At 54.8% G+C, this 18,991-nt stretch carries 15 protein-coding genes; 9 read left to right on the top strand and 6 right to left on the bottom strand.

The genetic code is table 11. The annotated features are described in order from the left end of the window. Positions 1-56: 56 nt before the first annotated feature. A complete protein-coding gene (gene yhdP, locus OGV50_RS10220; RefSeq protein WP_200092967.1) occupies positions 57-3,857 on the top strand; it encodes an AsmA2 domain-containing protein YhdP in 3,801 nt (1,266 codons plus the stop codon). A gap of 185 nt (positions 3,858-4,042) precedes the next feature. Beyond that, on the top strand, positions 4,043-5,488 hold the full coding sequence (gene tldD, locus OGV50_RS10215; protein WP_012135378.1) for a metalloprotease TldD: 1,446 nt from the start codon (positions 4,043-4,045) through the stop codon (positions 5,486-5,488). Positions 5,489-5,590: 102 nt separating this feature from the next. Here tldD and aaeR read toward each other — a convergent pair whose 3' ends face one another. Then, positions 5,591-6,520, bottom strand: a complete 930-nt coding sequence (gene aaeR / locus OGV50_RS10210; protein WP_049010571.1) for an HTH-type transcriptional activator AaeR — start codon at positions 6,518-6,520, stop codon at positions 5,591-5,593. Positions 6,521-6,703: 183 nt separating this feature from the next. Here aaeR and aaeX point away from each other — a divergent pair, with 183 nt between their 5' ends. From aaeX to OGV50_RS10185, 5 genes are all read left to right on the top strand, one after another. Further along, entirely contained in the window at positions 6,704-6,907 is a 204-nt protein-coding gene (gene aaeX / locus OGV50_RS10205; protein ID WP_000051840.1) for a p-hydroxybenzoic acid efflux pump operon protein AaeX, read from the top strand. Between the two features lie 7 nt (positions 6,908-6,914). Then, positions 6,915-7,847, top strand: a complete 933-nt coding sequence (aaeA, locus tag OGV50_RS10200) for a p-hydroxybenzoic acid efflux pump subunit AaeA (protein WP_012135375.1) — start codon at positions 6,915-6,917, stop codon at positions 7,845-7,847. Positions 7,848-7,852: 5 nt separating this feature from the next. After that, positions 7,853-9,820 carry a p-hydroxybenzoic acid efflux pump subunit AaeB gene (gene aaeB, locus OGV50_RS10195; protein ID WP_012135374.1) on the top strand — a complete coding sequence of 656 codons (1,968 nt, stop codon included), beginning with the start codon at positions 7,853-7,855 and terminating at the stop codon, positions 9,818-9,820. Positions 9,821-9,910: 90 nt separating this feature from the next. Continuing rightward, positions 9,911-11,359 (top strand): NAD-dependent succinate-semialdehyde dehydrogenase, encoded by a 1,449-nt coding sequence (locus OGV50_RS10190; RefSeq protein ID WP_115625961.1) that lies wholly within the window; start codon positions 9,911-9,913, stop codon positions 11,357-11,359. 29 nt (positions 11,360-11,388) lie between these two features. Next, positions 11,389-11,664: a barstar family protein gene (locus tag OGV50_RS10185; RefSeq protein ID WP_012135372.1), complete on the top strand. Its 276-nt coding sequence runs from the start codon at positions 11,389-11,391 to the stop codon at positions 11,662-11,664. A 61-nt stretch (positions 11,665-11,725) separates the two neighbouring features. Here OGV50_RS10185 and yhcN read toward each other — a convergent pair whose 3' ends face one another. Together yhcN and argR are read right to left on the bottom strand one after the other, a co-directional pair. Beyond that, the gene (gene yhcN / locus OGV50_RS10180) at positions 11,726-11,989 is read right to left on the bottom strand and encodes a peroxide/acid stress response protein YhcN (protein ID WP_012135371.1); all 264 of its coding nucleotides are present in this window, start codon (positions 11,987-11,989) and stop codon (positions 11,726-11,728) included. Positions 11,990-12,366: 377 nt separating this feature from the next. Beyond that, positions 12,367-12,837, bottom strand: coding sequence for a transcriptional regulator ArgR (gene argR, locus OGV50_RS10175; protein ID WP_012135369.1), 471 nt, complete (start codon positions 12,835-12,837; stop codon positions 12,367-12,369). Between the two features lie 436 nt (positions 12,838-13,273). On the opposite strand from argR, the gene mdh reads away from it, so the two are divergent. After that, on the top strand, positions 13,274-14,212 hold the full coding sequence (mdh, locus tag OGV50_RS10170; RefSeq protein ID WP_012135368.1) for a malate dehydrogenase: 939 nt from the start codon (positions 13,274-13,276) through the stop codon (positions 14,210-14,212). A 103-nt stretch (positions 14,213-14,315) separates the two neighbouring features. Here mdh and degS read toward each other — a convergent pair whose 3' ends face one another. The 3 genes from degS to zapG form a co-directional block, all read right to left on the bottom strand. Next, positions 14,316-15,383, bottom strand: coding sequence for an outer membrane-stress sensor serine endopeptidase DegS (gene degS / locus OGV50_RS10165; protein ID WP_012135367.1), 1,068 nt, complete (start codon positions 15,381-15,383; stop codon positions 14,316-14,318). Between the two features lie 91 nt (positions 15,384-15,474). Further along, positions 15,475-16,842: a serine endoprotease DegQ gene (gene degQ / locus OGV50_RS10160; RefSeq protein ID WP_058668160.1), complete on the bottom strand. Its 1,368-nt coding sequence runs from the start codon at positions 16,840-16,842 to the stop codon at positions 15,475-15,477. Between the two features lie 168 nt (positions 16,843-17,010). Beyond that, a complete protein-coding gene (gene zapG / locus OGV50_RS10155; RefSeq protein WP_042292056.1) occupies positions 17,011-17,409 on the bottom strand; it encodes a Z-ring associated protein ZapG in 399 nt (132 codons plus the stop codon). 192 nt (positions 17,410-17,601) lie between these two features. On the opposite strand from zapG, the gene zapE reads away from it, so the two are divergent. Next, a complete protein-coding gene (zapE, locus tag OGV50_RS10150) occupies positions 17,602-18,726 on the top strand; it encodes a cell division protein ZapE (protein WP_049010584.1) in 1,125 nt (374 codons plus the stop codon). The last annotated feature ends 265 nt before the right edge of the window (positions 18,727-18,991 follow it).

The following is an 18,991-nucleotide window of genomic DNA, read 5'->3' as shown; positions in this document are numbered from 1 at the left end:
TTCCAGGCCGGATAACGGGTTTGTGAGTCACATTTTTGGCAGACAAGGAGAGACGCGTGAGGCGATTGCCGGGGATATTACTGCTCACTGGAGCCGCGCTCGTCGTCGTCGTTGCGCTGCTGATCAGTGGATTGCGCCTTGCGCTCCCCCATCTGGATAGCTGGCGTCCGGCGATCCTCAGCAAAATTGAATCTGCCACGGGTATTCCTGTTGCCGCCAGCCAGTTGCATGCGAACTGGCAAACCTTTGGCCCCACGCTTGAAGCCCGGGACATCCATGCCAGTTTGAAAGATGGCGGCGAGCTTTCAGTAAAGCGCGTCACGCTGGCGCTGGATGTCTGGCAAAGCCTGTTGCATATGCGCTGGCAGTTTCGCGATCTCACCTTCTGGCAACTGCACATCCGCACCAATACGCCGATCCAACGCAGCGACGGCGACGAAGGCATTGAAACCAACCGTATTAGCGATCTTTTCCTGCGTCAGTTTGATCACTTCGATCTCCGGGACAGCCAAATTAGCTTTCTGACCTTATCAGGCCAGCGAGCCGAACTGGCGATCCCGCAGCTTACCTGGTTGAACGGCAAAGACAGGCACCGCGCGGAAGGTCAGGTCAGTCTCTCCAGCCTGACCGGGCAGCATGGCGTGATGCAGGTTCGTATGGATCTGCGTGACGACGACGGGCTGCTGAACAACGGTCGGGTCTGGCTACAGGCCGACGATATTGATGTGAAGCCGTGGCTGGGCAAATGGATGCAGGATAACGTGGCGCTGCAAACCGCGCGCTTTAGCCTGGAAGGCTGGATGACTCTCACGAAAGGCGAAGTCTCCAGCGGCGATATCTGGCTTAAACAGGGCGGCGCGAGCTGGCAGGGCGATAATCATTCGCACACGCTTTCCGTTGATAACCTGACCGCGCACATTACGCGTGAACAGCCGGGCTGGCAGTTTTATATTCCTGACACGCGTATCACGCTGGATAGCAAACCCTGGCCGCGCGGCGCGTTAACGCTGGCCTGGGTGCCGGAACAAGAAGTTGGCGGTCAGAACAACATACGCAGCGATGAATTGCGTATTCGCGCCAGCAACCTTGAACTGGCTGATATGGACGGGCTGCGTCCGGTGGCGGCGAAACTCTCGCCTGCGCTGGGCGACATCTGGCAGGCCACACAGCCACGCGGAAAAATAGACACTCTCGCGCTGGATATCCCGCTACAGGCGACGGAGAAAACGCGTTTCCAGGCGTCGTGGGATAACCTTGCCTGGAAGCAGTGGAAGCTCTTACCGGGCGCGGAACACTTCTCCGGTACCTTGTCCGGCAGCGTGGAAAACGGCGCGCTGACCGCCTCGATGCAGCAGGCCGAAATGCCGTATGAAACCGTCTTTCGCGCACCGCTGGAAATTGAAAACGGCGTGGCGACGCTCACCTGGCTGAAGAATGACAAAGGGTTTCAGCTGGACGGGCGCAACATCGATGTGAAAGCGAAAGCCGTACATGCGCGCGGCGGTTTTCGTTATCTGCAACCCGCCGGAGAGGAGCCCTGGCTGGGGATTCTGGCGGGGATCAGCACCGATGACGGTTCACAGGCCTGGCGTTATTTCCCGGAAAACCTGATGGGCAAAGAGCTGGTTGATTACCTTAGCGGCGCGATTCAGGGCGGCGAAGCGGATAACGCCACGCTGGTGTATGGCGGCAATCCACATCTTTTCCCCTACAAACATAATGAAGGTCAGTTTGAAGTGCTGGTGCCGCTGCGTAACGCGAAGTTTGCTTTCCAGCCTGACTGGCCCGCGCTGACCGACCTCAACATTGAGCTGGACTTCCTGAACGATGGCCTGTGGATGAAGGCGGATAGCGTCAATCTGGGCGGTGTTAAGGCCAGCAATCTGACCGCGATCATCCCGGACTATGCCAAAGAAAAGCTGCTGATTGATGCCGATATCAATGGGCCGGGTAAAGCGGTCGGCCCGTATTTTGACGACACGCCGCTGAAAGATTCTCTCGGCGCTACGCTGGAGCAACTCCAGATTGACGGCGATGTGAATGCTCGCTTACATCTTGATATTCCGCTGGATGGCGAGCTGGTCACCGCCAAAGGGGACGTCTTGCTGCGTAATAATAGTTTGTTCATTAAGCCGCTCGACAGCACGCTGAAGAACCTGAGCGGTAAGTTCAGCTTCAACAACGGCAATCTTAAGAGCGAACTGTTAACGGCAAACTGGTTTAATCAGCCGTTGAACGTGGATTTCTCCACCAATGAAGGGGAAAAGGCCTATCAGGTCGACGTCAACCTTAACGGCAACTGGCAGCCGGGCCGTATGGGCGTGCTACCTGCGCAGGTGAACGATGCTATAAGCGGCGGTATGGCGTGGAACGGTAAAGTGGGCATTGCGCTTCCTTATCACTCTGGTGCGACATACAACGTAGAACTGAAAGGCGACCTGAAGAATGTGAGCAGTCACTTACCGTCACCGCTCGACAAGCAGGCCGGGGAATCCTTGCCGGTGAGCATTAAGGCTGACGGTAACTTGCGTGGCTTCGCGCTGACCGGTAGCGCCGGGAAAAATAATCACTTTAACAGCCGCTGGCTGCTGAATCAGAAACTGACGCTGGATCGGGCAATCTGGACAACGGATAGCCGCACCACGCCGACATTGCCTGACCGACAAGGCGTTGAGCTTAATCTTCCGGCAATGGATGGCGCAGAGTGGCTGGCGCTGTTCCAGAAAGGCGCGGCGGATAACGTTGGCGCAAAGACCAGTTTGCCGCAGCGCGTGACGCTACGAACGCCTTCTCTGTCGCTGGGCGGGCAACAGTGGAATAACCTGAGCATTGTCTCTGAGCCGTCGCTGAATGGTCAGAAGGTCGAAGCGCAGGGGCGCGAGGTTAACGCCACGCTGGCGATACGCAATAATGCCCCGTGGCAGGCGAACATCAAATACCTGTATTACAACCCGAGCGCGGCGAAGCGTACAGACGGCGCGCAGGCGACCTCGCCGTTCTCCTCCCTTGAGCGAGCCAGTTTCCGCGGCTGGCCTGATGTGCAGTTACGCTGCGTTGAATGCTGGCTGTGGGGGCAAAAATATGGGCGTATTGACGGCGACGTCGCGATTCAGGGAAATACGCTGACCCTGAGTAACGGGCTGCTGGATACGGGCTTCTCCCGGCTGACGGCTGAGGGGGTCTGGGTGAACACGCCGGGTAGCGAGCGCACGTCGCTGAAGGGGAAACTGCGCGGCCATAAAATTGATGCCGCAGCGGGATTCTTTGGCGTTTCAACCCCTATCCGCAACGCCTCGTTTAACGTGGACTATGACTTACACTGGCGTAACCTGCCCTGGCAGCCGGATGAGGCTTCCCTTAATGGCATTTTACGTACCCGCCTGGGGAAAGGTGAAATTACCGAGCTGAGCACCGGTCATGCGGGGCAGCTTCTGCGTCTGCTGAGTTTTGACGCACTGCTGCGTAAGCTGCGTTTTGATTTTAGCGATACGTTCAGCGACGGTTTCTACTTTGACTCTATTCGCAGTACGGCGTGGATCAAAGACGGTGTGATGCACACTGACGATACGCTGGTGGATGGGCTGGAGGCCGACATCGCCATGAAAGGTTCTGTCAATCTGGTGCGTCGGGAACTCGATATTGAAGCCGTCGTCGCACCGGAAATCTCCGCCACGGTAGGGGTTGCCGCCGCGTTTGCGGTGAACCCGATTGTCGGGGCGGCGGTATTTGCCGCGAGTAAAGTGTTGGGGCCGTTGTGGAGCAAAGTCTCCATTCTGCGCTATCGCATCACGGGCCCGGTAGACAAACCGCAGATTAACGAAGTCCTGCGCCAGCCGCGTAAAGAAAGCCAGCAATGATTTGACGGGGGCGAGTAATTGCCCCAATCTCAGTAAATAGAAATGAATGACGAACTGCAAAAGCCGGATGGCGCTGCGCTTATCCGGCCTACATAACTTCTACCGCAGTCCGGTATTGAAGCGCCTGATGGCGACGCAGGCGCGTCTTATCAGGCCTACAACAGTAACTAACGAGTAGCAAAACGATGAGTCTGAACCTGGTAAGTGAACAATTGCTAGCGGCGAACGGCCTGAACCATCAGGATTTGTTTGCCATTCTGGGCCAACTGGCCGAACGCCGTCTCGATTACGGCGATCTCTATTTTCAGTCGAGCTATCACGAATCCTGGGTTTTAGAAGATCGCATCATCAAAGATGGTTCTTACAACATCGATCAGGGCGTTGGCGTGCGCGCTATCAATGGTGAAAAAACAGGGTTTGCCTATGCCGATCAGATCAGCCTGCAAGCGCTGGAGCAGAGCGCGCAGGCCGCGCGTACCATCGTGCGCGACAGCGGCGACGGCAAAGTAAAAACACTGGGCGCGGTAGAGCACCCGATGCTTTATACCGCTATTGACCCGCTACAGAGCATGAGCCGCGAAGAGAAACTCGACATTCTGCGTCGCGTGGACAAGGCGGCGCGTGAAGCCGACAAGCGCGTACAGGAAGTGACGGCCAGCCTGACCGGTGTGTATGAGCTGATTCTGGTGGCGGCGACCGACGGTACGCTGGCGGCGGATGTGCGCCCGCTGGTGCGTCTGTCTGTCAGCGTACAGGTAGAGGAAGACGGTAAACGCGAGCGTGGCTCCAGCGGCGGCGGCGGTCGTTTTGGTTATGACTTTTTCTTAGGCGATTTGGACGGTGAAGTACGCGCCGATGCCTGGGCGAAAGAGGCGGTGCGCATGGCGCTGGTGAATCTGTCGGCGGTTGCCGCTCCGGCGGGAACATTACCCGTTGTGCTGGGCGCGGGCTGGCCTGGTGTGCTGCTGCACGAAGCGGTAGGCCACGGACTGGAAGGGGATTTCAATCGTCGCGGTACGTCGGTGTTCAGCGGTCATATCGGTGAACTGGTCGCGTCTGAACTGTGTACCGTGGTTGATGACGGCACGATCGCCGATCGCCGTGGTTCGGTCGCCATTGATGATGAAGGTACGCCGGGCCAGTACAACGTGTTGATTGAAAACGGCATCCTGAAAGGGTACATGCAGGATAAACTCAACGCGCGTCTGATGGGCGTTTCACCGACCGGTAACGGACGTCGTGAATCATATGCGCATCTGCCGATGCCGCGTATGACCAACACCTATATGCTGGCCGGGAAATCCACGCCGCAAGAGATTATCGAGTCTGTGGAATACGGTATCTATGCGCCTAACTTTGGCGGCGGGCAGGTGGATATCACCTCCGGGAAGTTTGTGTTCTCGACTTCAGAAGCGTACCTGATCGAAAACGGTAAGGTGACGAAACCCGTGAAAGGGGCGACGCTAATTGGTTCTGGTATCGAAGCGATGCAGCAGATCTCTATGGTCGGGAACGATCTGAAACTGGATAACGGCGTTGGCGTCTGCGGTAAAGAAGGGCAGAGTCTGCCGGTAGGCGTGGGCCAGCCGACGTTAAAAGTGGATAACCTGACCGTGGGCGGCACCGCGTAAAGTCGTTTTGTAGGCCCGATACGCCGTTACGTTATCGGGCATTTTGCCGGGTGCGGCGTGAACGCCTTATCCGGCCTGCCTGTTCTGTAGTCGGGCCGTTGATCACTTCTCTTTCCCTCGACCGTACATTCCCTGAAATAACTGCGCGACATCGACAAAATAGTCTGTCAGATAGTTAATCACCACCTGCACCTTCAGCGGCAACTTATCTTTTTCGGTATACAGCGCGTAAACCGGGCGTGGATCGGACTGGTAGCGGGGCAGCAGGATCTCCAGCTCTCCGCTGTTGATCTCATTGATCACCCACATCAGCGGAACGTAGGCGATCCCGGCGCCTGCGGTCAGCCAGCGGCTGAGCGTCATCGGATCGTTGGTGACGAAGCGCCCTTGTGGGATCAGCCGGGTGGAGATCCCTTCCGGCGCAATCAACTCAAACTCGTTATCCGGGCGCACGCTGTATTCCAGCCATGAGTGATTGCTGAGGTCGGCGGGTTTTTCCGGTACGCCAAATTGCGCGAGATAACTTTTGGCGGCGCACACCACCATCGGCATTGCCCCCAGACGGCGTGAAAACAGGCTGGAGTCCTGCAACGCACCGACGCGGATCACCACGTCCAGACCATCAGCGATCAGGTCCGGCGCCGGGATGCCGGTCACCAGGTTAACCGTCAGGCCAGGGTACTCTTTCAGCATTTTGGCCGTTAACCCGGCGAGGACATTTTGTGCCATGGTTGAAGAACAACCAATTCGCAAGGTGCCGATAGGCGTGTTGTTGAAGGCATAAAGCTGCTCATGGACATCCTGCACTTCGTGCAGCATCCGACGGCAACCCTGATAATAAATTTTACCGGCCTCGGTCAGCCCAATGCTGCGCGTACTGCGGTTTAGCAGCTTAACCTGTAGCTCATCTTCCAGTTTTGCCACGGTCTGGCTGATAGAGGAAACGCTCATTTGTAGCTGTCTGGCAGCGGCGGTAAAGGAGCCAAATTCAACGACTTTGGCGAACACCGACATGCGTTTTAATCTTTCCATTATTCACTCTGGCTTAAAAGTGATTTAGATCACATATTATAGATAACAGCATAACAGTTACGTTAATATATTATTATTCAAATAACCGCTATGCCGCTCTCGCCTGGTTTTCCACGCCCTTCCCTGCGGTGGCATTGGCTGAAAACTGTATCGCCTGCACTCTCTTTATAAATCAAGGTCAACATGAGTCTGTTTCCCGTTATCGTGGTGTTTGGTCTCTCCTTCCCACCGATATTTTTCGAATTGCTTTTGTCACTGGCGATTTTCTGGCTGGTGCGCCGGATGCTGGTTCCAACCGGCATTTATGACTTCGTCTGGCATCCGGCTCTGTTTAATACCGCGCTGTATTGCTGCCTGTTCTATTTAATATCGCGCTTGTTCGTTTGAGGTAGAAGTGAAAACACTAACAAGAAAACTCTCTCGTACGGCCATCACGCTCGTACTGGTCATTCTGGCCTTCATCGCAATTTTCCGTGCCTGGGTCTATTACACCGAGTCGCCGTGGACGCGTGACGCGCGCTTCAGCGCCGACGTGGTTGCCATTGCGCCAGACGTCGCGGGCCTTATCACCAACGTGAGTGTGCATGATAACCAGCTGGTGAAGAAAGACCAGATACTGTTCACCATCGATCAGCCGCGCTATAAAAAAGCCCTCGAAGAAGCGGAAGCTGATGTTGCCTACTACCAGGTGCTGGCACAGGAAAAACGTCAGGAGGCTGGCCGCCGTAACCGCCTTGGCGTCCAGGCGATGTCGCGTGAAGAGATCGATCAGGCCAATAACGTTCTGCAAACCGTATTACATCAGCTTGCCAAAGCGCAGGCGACGCGCGATCTGGCAAAATTAGACCTCGAACGTACCGTGATTCGCGCCCCTGCTGACGGTTGGGTCACCAACCTGAACGTCTACACCGGCGAGTTTATTACCCGTGGCTCAACGGCGGTTGCGTTGGTGAAACAGCACTCTTTCTACGTGCTGGCCTATATGGAAGAGACCAAACTGGAAGGCGTCCGTCCAGGCTATCGCGCAGAGATAACGCCGCTTGGCAGTAACAAAGTGTTGAAAGGCACCGTTGACAGCGTGGCGGCTGGGGTCACTAACGCCAGCAGCACGCGTGACGCCAAAGGGATGGCGACCATCGACTCCAATCTGGAGTGGGTACGTCTGGCGCAGCGTGTTCCGGTACGTATCCGTCTGGACGATCAGCAGGACAACCTGTGGCCTGCCGGGACAACCGCAACCGTTGTGATTACCGGCAAGCAGGATCGTGATGAAACGCAGGACTCCTTCTTCCGTAAAATGGCGCACCGTCTGCGCGAGTTTGGTTAATCACCATGGGTATCTTCTCCATTGCCAACCAGCATATCCGCTTTGCGGTAAAACTGGCATGCGCCATCGTCCTGGCGCTGTTCGTTGGCTTTCACTTTCAGCTTGAGACGCCGCGCTGGGCGGTGCTGACCGCCGCGATTGTCGCCGCAGGCCCGGCATTCGCCGCCGGTGGGGAACCCTATTCCGGCGCGATTCGCTATCGCGGGATGCTGCGTATCATCGGGACATTTATTGGCTGTATCGCCGCGCTGACCATTATCATCACCATGATTCGCGCGCCGTTATTAATGATTCTGGTGTGCTGTATCTGGGCGGGATTTTGTACCTGGATCTCCTCGCTGGTACGGGTTGAAAACTCCTATGCATGGGGGCTGTCCGGGTATACGGCGCTGATCATCGTCATTACCATTCAGGCGGAGCCACTACTGACGCCGCAGTTCGCGGTTGAACGTTGCAGCGAGATCGTGATTGGTATCGTCTGCGCTATTATGGCGGATCTGCTCTTTTCGCCGCGTTCAGTGAAACAGGAAGTGGATCGTGAAGTCGACGGCCTGCTGGTGGCGCAATACCAGCTGATGCAGCTGTGTATTAAGCACGGCGACAGTGAGGAAGTGGACAAAGCCTGGGGCGATCTGGTGCGGCGGACGGCGGCGCTGGAAGGTATGCGCAGCAATCTCAATATGGAGTCATCGCGCTGGGGGCGCGCCAACCGCCGCCTGAAAGCGCTGAATACGCTCTCGTTGACGCTGATCACCCAGTCCTGTGAAACATACCTGATTCAGAACACTCACCCGGAGTTGATCACCGACACTTTCCGCGAGCTGTTCGAAACGCCCGTCGAAACCGCGCAGGACGTACATAAACAGCTTAAGCGGATGCGCCGCATCATCGCCTGGACCGGCGAACGTGAAACGCCCGTAACCCTTTACACCTGGGCCGGTGCGGCGACGCGCTATCTGCTGCTAAAGCGCGGCGTGATTGGCAACGCCAAAATCAGCGTGACGGAAGAGGAAGTGTTGCAGGGCGAGCCCGTCGTGAAGGTGGAATCTGCCGAGCGCCATCACGCGATGGTTAACTTCTGGCGTACCACGCTGTCCTGTGTGCTGGGCACCTTATTCTGGCTGTGGACGGGCTGGACGTCGGGAAGCGGCGCGATGGTGATGATTGCGGTCGTCACGTCGCTGGCGATGCGCTTACCCAACCCGCGCATGGTCGCAATCGACTTTATTTACGGGACGCTGGCGGCGCTGCCGTTGGGTCTGCTCTATTTTTTAGTGATCATCCCGAATACGCAGCAAAGCATGTTGCTGCTGTGTCTGAGCCTGGCGGTGCTGGGATTCTTCCTCGGGATCGAAGTCCAGAAACGGCGGTTGGGTTCGATGGGGGCGCTGGCCAGTACCATTAACATCATCGTGCTGGACAACCCGATGACCTTCCACTTCAGCCAGTTCCTTGACAGCGCGCTCGGGCAGATTGTGGGGTGCATGATGGCGTTTATCGTCATTCTGTTAGTTCGTGATAATTCACGCGACAGAACCGGACGTGTGCTGCTTAACCAGTTCGTTTCCGCAGCGGTGTCTGCGATGACCACCAACGTTGTGCGCCGTAAAGAGAACCACCTTCCGGCGCTGTATCAGCAGTTGTTCTTGTTAATGAACAAATTCCCGGGCGACCTGCCGAAGTTTCGTCTGGCGCTGACGATGATCATTGCGCACCAACGTCTGCGTGATGCGCCCATCCCGGTCAATCATGATTTATCTGCTTTTCACCGCCAGCTCCGGCGTACGGCCGATCATGTGATTTCAGCCGGAAATGACGATAAGCGTCGGCGCTACTTTGGACAACTGCTGGATGAGCTTGATGTCTATCAGGAAAAATTGCGAGTCTGGGAAGCGCCGCCGCGGGTGACGGAGCCGGTAAAACGGCTATCCGGCATGTTGCACAAATATCAGCACGCCTTGACGGATAACTAACACTCAGGAGCCGACGCCAAAAGCGTCGGTTTTTTTGTGGCTATACTTATCTGACGTGCGGAAAACATGACATCAGGAGGAGAAAGAACCATGCAAACGCTCCAGGACAACGAACTTTTTCAGACGGGATATCTGGTTGATGGACTTTGGAAAACGCTGGATAACACCTTTGATGTTCTTAATCCGGCAACCGGTGAAACGATAGCCGCGGTTGCCAAAGCCGGTAAAAAAGAGACCGAAGAGGCGATTGCGGCGGCGGCAAAAGCCTTCCCTGCCTGGCGGGCCAAAACGGCAAAAGAGCGCTCGGCCATTCTGTATCGCTGGTATGAACTGATCATTGAGCATAAATCCTGGCTGGGCCGTCTGATGACCACTGAGCAGGGGAAGCCGTTGAAAGAGGCGGAAGGCGAAGTGGAGTACGCCGCCAGTTTCATCCAGTGGTTTGCTGAACAGGCGAAGCGGGCAAATGGCGAAATAATCCCGCCGATCAAACCCGGATCGCGGATCTTTGCCACTCGTGAACCGATTGGCGTCGTGGCGGCGATTACGCCGTGGAACTTCCCGATGGCAATGTTGACCCGTAAATTAGGCCCGGCGCTGGCGGCAGGCTGTACGGGGGTCATTAAACCGGCGAATAACACGCCGCTTAGCGCATTCGCCTTGCTGACGCTGGCGAAGAAAGCTGGCGTACCTGACGGCGTGCTGAACGCCGTCGCGGGCAATACCCCAGAGATCAGCGACGCCATTATGGCCAGCCACGAAGTGCGCAAAATCTCCTTTACCGGATCGACCGCCGTGGGGAAAACGCTGGTGCGTAACGCGGCTGACACGATGAAGAAAGTCTCGATGGAACTGGGGGGCAATGCGCCGTATATCGTGTTTGACGATGCGGATATTGACGCTGCGGTACAGGGGGCGATCGCCAATAAATTCCGCAACGCGGGGCAGGTGTGCGTCAGCGTTAACCGTTTCTATATCCATGAGTCGGTCTATGACGAATTTACCCGCAAGCTGGCGGATGCCGTACAAAAACTGAAGGTCGGAAATGGTCTGGAGGAGGGCGTGATCGTCGGCCCGCTGATTGAACCGGCGGCCGTCGATAAAGTGCGTGAGCACGTTGAGGACGCTATCGCAAAAGGGGCGAAGGTACTGGCAGGCGCTAAAGCGCATTCGTTAGGCGGGAATTTCTGGCAGCCCACTGTACTGGGCGACTGTAGCGATGGGATGAAACTGGCCAGTGAAGAGACCTTCGGGCCGGTCGCGGCCTGCTTTCGTTTTACCAGTGAAGAAGAGGTCATTCAGCGCGCCAACAATACGCCGTTTGGCCTGGCGGCTTACTTCTACACGCAAAATTTACAACGCGTATTCCGTGTTTCCCAGGCGATTGAAAGCGGCATGATTGGGATTAATGAATGCGCCGTATCAACCGAGCTGGGGCCATTTGGCGGGGTGAAAGAGTCGGGTCTGGGACGTGAAGGATCGGTGCTGGGGCTTGAAGAGTTTCTGGAAGTGAAGACCCTGCACATCGGCGGCCTGTAATGTGACTGCGTCGGGGGTGGTGGCTGGCTATGAACATCTATACCTTTGATTTTGATGAAATAGAAGACCAGAACGATTTTTACCGCGAGTTTACGCGGATGTTTGGCCTTGCCAGAGAGAAAGTCGGCGATCTTGATTCTCTATGGGATGCTCTTATGAGCGAGGTGCTGCCATTGCCGCTGGAGATTGAGTTTGTTCATCTGCCGGAAAAACTGCGCAGGCGCTACGGCGCGCTGATTTTGCTGTTTGATGAAGCAGAAGAGGAACTGGAAGGACAGCTGCGGTTTAATGTTCGCCATTCGTGATGACAAACATAAAAAAGCCCCCGGCAGTCGGGGGCAAGTCGTCGGACTAGACGACGAGGGTTTATTTGTAAAGTTCTGCCGTAGCGTGCCAGTTGTCGCCGCTACGTGCTTCAGTAATCTGATAGGCGGATGCGCCGTTTGCTTCTGCTTTTTTGTTCAGCATTTCATGCATATCCATCGGGGAAGAACCGATAGCGCTTACGGAAACAGAGCCGATAGCCTGACGGCCTTGCGCTTGTTCTGCGTTGATGGATTCGGCTGCGAATGCGCCAAAAGAGAGAACGGACAGAACGCTTAATGCTGCAACAGTAGTTTTGATTTTCATGATTTTTACCTCGTCGAATTCTTTTATTAGGGTCTGTGTTTCGTGACCCTCATCACAAAATCAAGTATACACTAATCACGCGATTAATTAATACCACGCTAATGGTTTCATGGGTTATTGTGCGTTAATGATTTGTTTTTTTATAACCGTATGGAATTAAAAACGTGTTAAAAAGCATGTTGTTAATATTAAATTCAATAAAATCATAAGGATATGAAATTTTGCAATTTGTGCGTTTTTTCCAATGCACATTCACCATGTAAATGATTTTTGACGGTTAAACGCACTATTTGTTAAGTGACAGACAGTGAAAAATGACGGCGGAAGAGGTGGCGGCAGGTTTTTTCCCCGTCGCGCTTAACGACGGGGAGAAGGGATTACAGCTCTTGTTCGAACAGTTCCAGAATGGCTTCGTACAGATCTTTCACCGTAAAGCCATTCGCGGGAGTGGTGAAAATGGTGTCGTCACCGGCAATGGTCCCGAGGATGCCTTCCGCTTTCCCCAGCGAGTCCAGCAGACGCGCGATCAGCTGTGCGGCGCCAGGACTGGTATGGATCACCACAACAGCATCGTTGTAGTCGATATCTAACACCAGATTCTTTAAAGGGCTGGAGGTGGTTGGCACGCCTAGCTCAGCCGGGAGACAGTAGACCATCTCCATTTTTGCGTTGCGGGTACGCACCGCGCCGAACTTGGTCAGCATGCGCGAGACCTTGGACTGGTTGATGTTATCAAAGCCCTGATCCTGTAACGCGAGGACGATTTCGCCCTGTGAACTGAATTTTTCTTCTTTGAGTAGCGCTTTGAACGCCTTGACTAATTCTTCTTGTTTAGCCGAGCTTCGCATAAGTCACCCGTAATATGAGGATGGAAACAACATTATTATGCATACAGATGAATTTTTATGCAAACAGTCTGCCTCACCGGAGGCTGAAATAATGTTATGAAAGAGCGGAATTCTATCAAATTCCGTTATCAAGAAACATGCCTGCGTCACGGCGCGCAAATAAGCTTAAAAGTAAATTAAATGTTATCAAATTGATGTTGTTTTGGAGGGGCAGTAGAGTATATTGTCAGCACCTGTTGGAAAGTTGTTCTGTGGTTCAGGCGCTTTTGAATTACGTAAATTAGCTTTTCTATTACGTAAGTTAAATGCATAAAAGCCAAATTTGCATGACTACGCATTCTTGACGCGTGGTGGTTGTATTCATTGGATTTGTGAATTATGGTCGCCGCCGCGGAGCAACAAACACTTAGCTTATCAATATAATAAGGAGTTTAGGATGAAAGTCGCAGTCCTCGGCGCTGCCGGCGGTATCGGCCAGGCGCTTGCACTACTGTTAAAAACCCAACTGCCTTCAGGTTCAGAACTCTCCCTGTACGACATCGCTCCAGTGACCCCAGGTGTGGCCGTTGACTTGAGCCATATCCCTACAGCAGTAAAAATCAAAGGTTTCTCCGGCGAAGACGCGACCCCGGCGCTTGAAGGCGCAGACGTCGTACTGATCTCGGCTGGCGTGGCGCGTAAACCGGGTATGGATCGTTCCGACCTGTTTAACGTTAACGCAGGTATCGTGAAGAACCTGGTACAACAGATCGCAACGACCTGTCCGAAAGCCTGTGTGGGCATCATCACCAACCCGGTGAACACTACCGTCGCTATCGCTGCTGAAGTGCTGAAAAAAGCAGGCGTTTACGACAAGAACAAACTGTTTGGCGTGACCACGCTGGACATCATCCGCTCCAACACCTTTGTCGCGGAACTGAAAGGCAAACTGCCGACCGACGTTGAAGTTCCGGTTATCGGCGGTCACTCTGGCGTGACCATTCTGCCGCTGCTGTCGCAGATCCCGGGTGTCAGCTTCACCGAGCAGGAAGTGGCTGACCTGACCAAACGTATCCAGAATGCGGGTACGGAAGTGGTTGAAGCGAAGGCTGGCGGCGGATCGGCAACCCTGTCTATGGGTCAGGCTGCTGCGCGCTTTGGTCTTTCTCTGGTGCGCGCGCTGCAAGGCGAGAAGGACGTGGTGGAATGTGCCTACGTTGAAGGTGACGGCCAGTATGCGCGCTTCTTCTCTCAGCCGCTGCTGCTGGGTAAAAACGGCGTGGAAGAGCGCAAGTCTATCGGCAAACTGAGCGCGTTTGAACAGAATGCGCTGGAAGGTATGCTGGATACGCTGAAAAAAGATATCGCCCTGGGCGAAGAGTTCGTTAACAAGTAAGCGCTTTTGTGCAGGCCGGATGGCGGTGTAAACACCTTATCCGGCCTACAAGTTAACCGAGACACAGTAAAAAACCGGAGATGACTCCGGTTTTTTTATTACGTTAATTTGTCGCCGGGTATTCCTGAATGGTGACCTGGAGCGTCAGCTTTTTATCGTCACGCATCACAATCACCGGGATCACCGAACCTGGACGTATTTCAGCAACCTGATCCATGGTCTCCAGAGCGGAAACAGCAGGTTTGTTGTTGACTGAAATGATCACATCATTGACCTGAATACCCGCCTGCGCAGCCGGGCCGTCCGGCGACACTTCATTGACCACAATCCCCTGGATTTGATCCATCCCGGCGCCCTGCGCATGCAGCGGCGCGATTTCTCGCCCACCGATGCCGATATAACCGCGAATCACGCGACCATCGCGGATCAGCTTATCCATAATCTTGGTCGCTAACTGGAACGGGATTGCAAAACCGATCCCTTCCGGCGTCTCGCCGTCGTTACTCTTATCAAATGACAGGGTGTTAATACCCATCAGTTCGCCCAGCGAGTTAACCAGCGCTCCGCCGGAGTTACCGTGGTTGATGGAGGCGTCCGTTTGCAGGAAGTTTTGTCGTCCGGTCGGGTTCAGACCGATACGCCCGGTGGCGCTGATGATCCCCTGAGTAATGGTCTGCCCCAGGTTATACGGGTTGCCGATGGCCAGAACCACATCACCAATATGCGGTGAGCGTTTCGTGTTGATCGGGATCGTCGGCAGACCGCCTGTGGCATTAATCTTTAACACCGCCAGATCCGTCAGCGTATCCGAACCAACCAGCAGCGCTTCAAACACGCGTCCATCCTGTAGGGCGACGATGATCTGATCCGCATCGTTGATCACATGCTTATTGGTGATGATGTAACCGCGCTGATCCATGATCACGCCCGATCCCAGCGTGCGGATCTCAAGCTGATTATGCGTGGTGCTGTTCATACTGCGGTTATAAACGTTGACGACGGCAGGCGCGGCGCGGCGAACCGCCGAATTATAGCTGGCTGGCGTCTCATCCGCGCTGTCGAATTGCGGTGTGGTCAGGGTATTTATTTTGCGCAGCGAGGGCATGGCCGCCAACAGAATGGCACCCACAATAAGACCAATTGCGACCGAACGTAAGATCTTCACAAACATGATGGAGGCGTCATTAAAAAAGGGAACGGCAGCAGCATACCACGAGTTAACCGGACATCGCACGCGGGGCTGATGTCCGGTTAACGATGACTTAACGCAGGAGCAGGTAAATGTTCTCGTTACCGCGTACGACCTGTAGCGCAATAATCGACGGTTTCGCTTCCAGCACTTTGCGCATTTCCGCAATCGAGTGCACGCGATCGCGGTTAACGCTAATGATCACGTCATCTTTGTGCAAACCGGCCTGGGCGGCGGGACTGCTTTTTTCAACGTTATCAATTTTGATGCCTTTATTGCCGTCTTTTAACTGACCATCGCTCAGCGTTGCGCCCTGCAATGCCGGGGCGATCATCTCCGCGCTGGCGGAGGATGACGTGCTGGTGTCGAGGGTGACTTCGACTTCCAGCGGTTTGCCGTCGCGTAACAGACCGAGCTTCACTTTCGTGCCGGGTTCCGTCGTTGCGATGCGTGAGCGCAGTTCGGCAAAGCTGCTCAGCGGCTTGCCGTTGAGACTGGTGATCACGTCGCCGGATTTCACACCCGCTTTCGCGGAACCTGAACCCGGGAGCACTTCGCTGATGAACGCCCCGCGCTGTACATCCAGCTTGAAGGCTTTGGCGATATCGGCGGTCAATTCCATGCCTTTAATTCCCAGCAGGCCGCGTTTAATTTCACCAAACTGAATCAGCTGTTGCGCCAGCGTGCGCGCCATATTACTCGGAATCGCAAACCCAATGCCGATGCTACCGCCGCCAGGTGCCAGAATAGCGGTGTTGATGCCGATCAGCTCGCCGTTGAGATTCAGCAGCGCGCCGCCGGAGTTGCCGCGGTTAATCGAGGCGTCGGTCTGAATAAAGTTTTCCAGCCCTTCCAGATTCAGCCCGCTCCGGCCAAGCGCGGAGACAATGCCGGAGGTGGCGGTTTGCCCCAGACCAAACGGGTTGCCTACCGCGACGGCAAAGTCGCCGACGCGCAGTTTGTCGGAGTCGGCGATGGCGATTTGCGTCAGGTTGCTGGCGTTCTGGATTTGCAGCAGCGCGATGTCGCTCTGGTCGTCGCTGCCGATCAGTTTAGCGTCAAACTCGCGTCCGTCATTTAACTGAACGCTGATCTTCTGTGCCTGATTAATGACATGGTTATTGGTCAGAACGTAGCCTTTGGCGGCGTCAATGATGACGCCCGACCCCAGCCCTTCGAACGGCTGAGAGGGTTGATCAGGCAACTCGTCGCCAAAAAACTTTTTAAACTCTTCTGGAACCTTCTGGCTTTGGGTCGCGGTTCCCTCAACCTTCACGCTAATCACGGCCGGCAGCACTTTTTCCAGCATTGGCGCGAGACTGGGGAGCGCCGCCTGACCGGGAATCTGCGCGGGTATCGATGCGACGGCCTGAAACGGTGCCGAGAGCGTTAACCCGACACTTAACGCTAATGCACTTAACAACGGGGTTTGTTTTTTCATGGAGCCTGCTCTCGTACCTTGAGTGAACGGAAAGACGATTCAAAACAGTTTGATGTTATTGAATTTTCGGCCTGGTAACAATGAGGTTAATGACTAAATAATAGCTGGGACAGGAGAGAAGAGACGGGCGCAATCGCTGCGCCCGAAAAATTTCTTAACGATGTGCGATTAGTCGCGTTTTGCGCCACTACGCAGCAGGCCGGAAGCGCCTTCGGAATAGTCACGCGGCATCTGGACCGGCGCCTGATCGTTACTGGCTTCAGACTCCGCCAGACGGTTACGGAACGGGTTCGATTCCGCAGACAGTTCCGGCAGCAGGCTACTGGAGCTTTTCGCCATGTGCTGATACAGCTGACGATAATCATGCGCCATGGTATCCAGCAGCTCGGCGCTGCGGGCAAAGTGGCTGACCAGCTCTTCACGATACTCTTCCAGCTCAGCTTTATTCTTTTCCAGTTCGTACTGCAATGCCTGCTGTTGGCGTAATTTACGATTACCAAAACGCATGGCTACGGCACCAATGATGATACCGACGACTAACCCAATTAGCGCATATTCCCAGGTCATGAACATCTCCCGTTGTCTTTTGTTTCCGTAGGGTGTTGGCTTTAGGCTCCATGCCTGCGCCTGATTATGCCACTATAACCGCTAATCCCGTAGAAGTGGAATCCCGTGTTTATATCACGTAATGTAGAACGGCCTTTTTTTCGTCAGCCGTGAACGTCGGCACATCGATTTTCAAGGAATAACAATAACATCATGCAAAGCATTTCCCCCACATCGCGTTACCTTCAGGCCCTCAACGATGGCAGCCATCAACCCGACGACGTGCAAAAAGATGCGGTCAACCGACTGGAGTCGATTTACCAGGCGCTGATCGCCAAAACGCCTCCGGCGCCGCAAACCGGCGGACTGATGGCCCGTTTCGGTAAACTGCTTGGCAAACGTGAACCGTCAGCGAATGCGCCGGTGCGTGGTCTGTATATGTGGGGTGGGGTCGGGCGAGGGAAAACCTGGCTGATGGATCTCTTCTATCATAGTCTGCCGGGCGAGCGGAAACAGCGTCTGCATTTCCACCGCTTTATGCTGCGTGTGCATGAGGAGCTAACGGCGCTACAGGGGCAGACCGACCCGCTGGAGATTATTGCCGATCGTTTCAAAGCCGAAACGGATGTGCTCTGCTTTGATGAGTTTTTTGTTTCCGACATCACCGACGCGATGCTGCTTGGCGGCTTAATGAAAGCGCTGTTTGCCCGCGGCATTACCCTGGTGGCGACCTCGAACATCCCGCCGGATGAGCTGTACCGCAATGGCCTGCAACGTACCCGCTTCCTTCCGGCTATCGACGCTATCAAAGCGCATTGCGACATCATGAATGTGGATGCCGGGGTGGATTATCGTCTGCGCACGCTGACGCAGGCGCATCTGTGGCTTTCGCCGCGTAATAACGAAACGCAGCAACAGATGGATAAACTCTGGCTGGCGCTGGCCGGTGCGAAACGTGAGAATGCGCCAACGCTGGAGGTGAATCATCGTCCGTTACCGACGATGGGGGTGGAAAACCAGACGCTGGCGGTTTCCTTCATCACCTTATGCGTGGACGCTCGCAGCCAGCATGACTATATTGCGCTGTCGCGCCTGTTCCACACGGTTCTACTGTTTGATGTGCCGGTCATGACGCCGCTGATGGAAAGCGAAGCGCGCCGTTTTATCGCGCTGGTGGATGAATTCTACGAGCGCCATGTGAAGCTGGTGGTGAGCGCCGACGCGCCTTTATATGAGATCTATCAGGGCGAACGCCTGAAGTTTGAGTTCCAGCGCTGTTTGTCGCGTTTGCAGGAGATGCAGAGCGAGGAGTATCTGAAACGTTCGCATATGCCGTAGGCCGGATAAGGCGTTTCTCCGCCATCCGGCGCAGGTTGCCTGGTGGCGCTTCGCTTATCAGACCGGCAGAAATGCCCCGCACAAAACCCATTGCAAATCACAAAAAGGGGTCGATCTTTGCCCCTGACTTCTCTATAATCCTGCGACCCCACGTTACAAGAAAGTTTTTTTCCCAAAACTTTTTGTGTGCTGGCATTGGCTATTCGAAGGGGTAGGTTTGCCGGACTTTGTCGTGTGAACCTCAACAATTGAAAACGTTTGGGTG

It is taken from the genome of Citrobacter sp. CK180 (genome assembly GCF_030333655.1).
GTDB lineage: Bacteria > Pseudomonadota > Gammaproteobacteria > Enterobacterales > Enterobacteriaceae > Citrobacter_B > Citrobacter_B koseri.
Note: the sequence above shows the minus strand (reverse complement) of the source record. Positions and strands in the feature narration are given on the sequence as shown.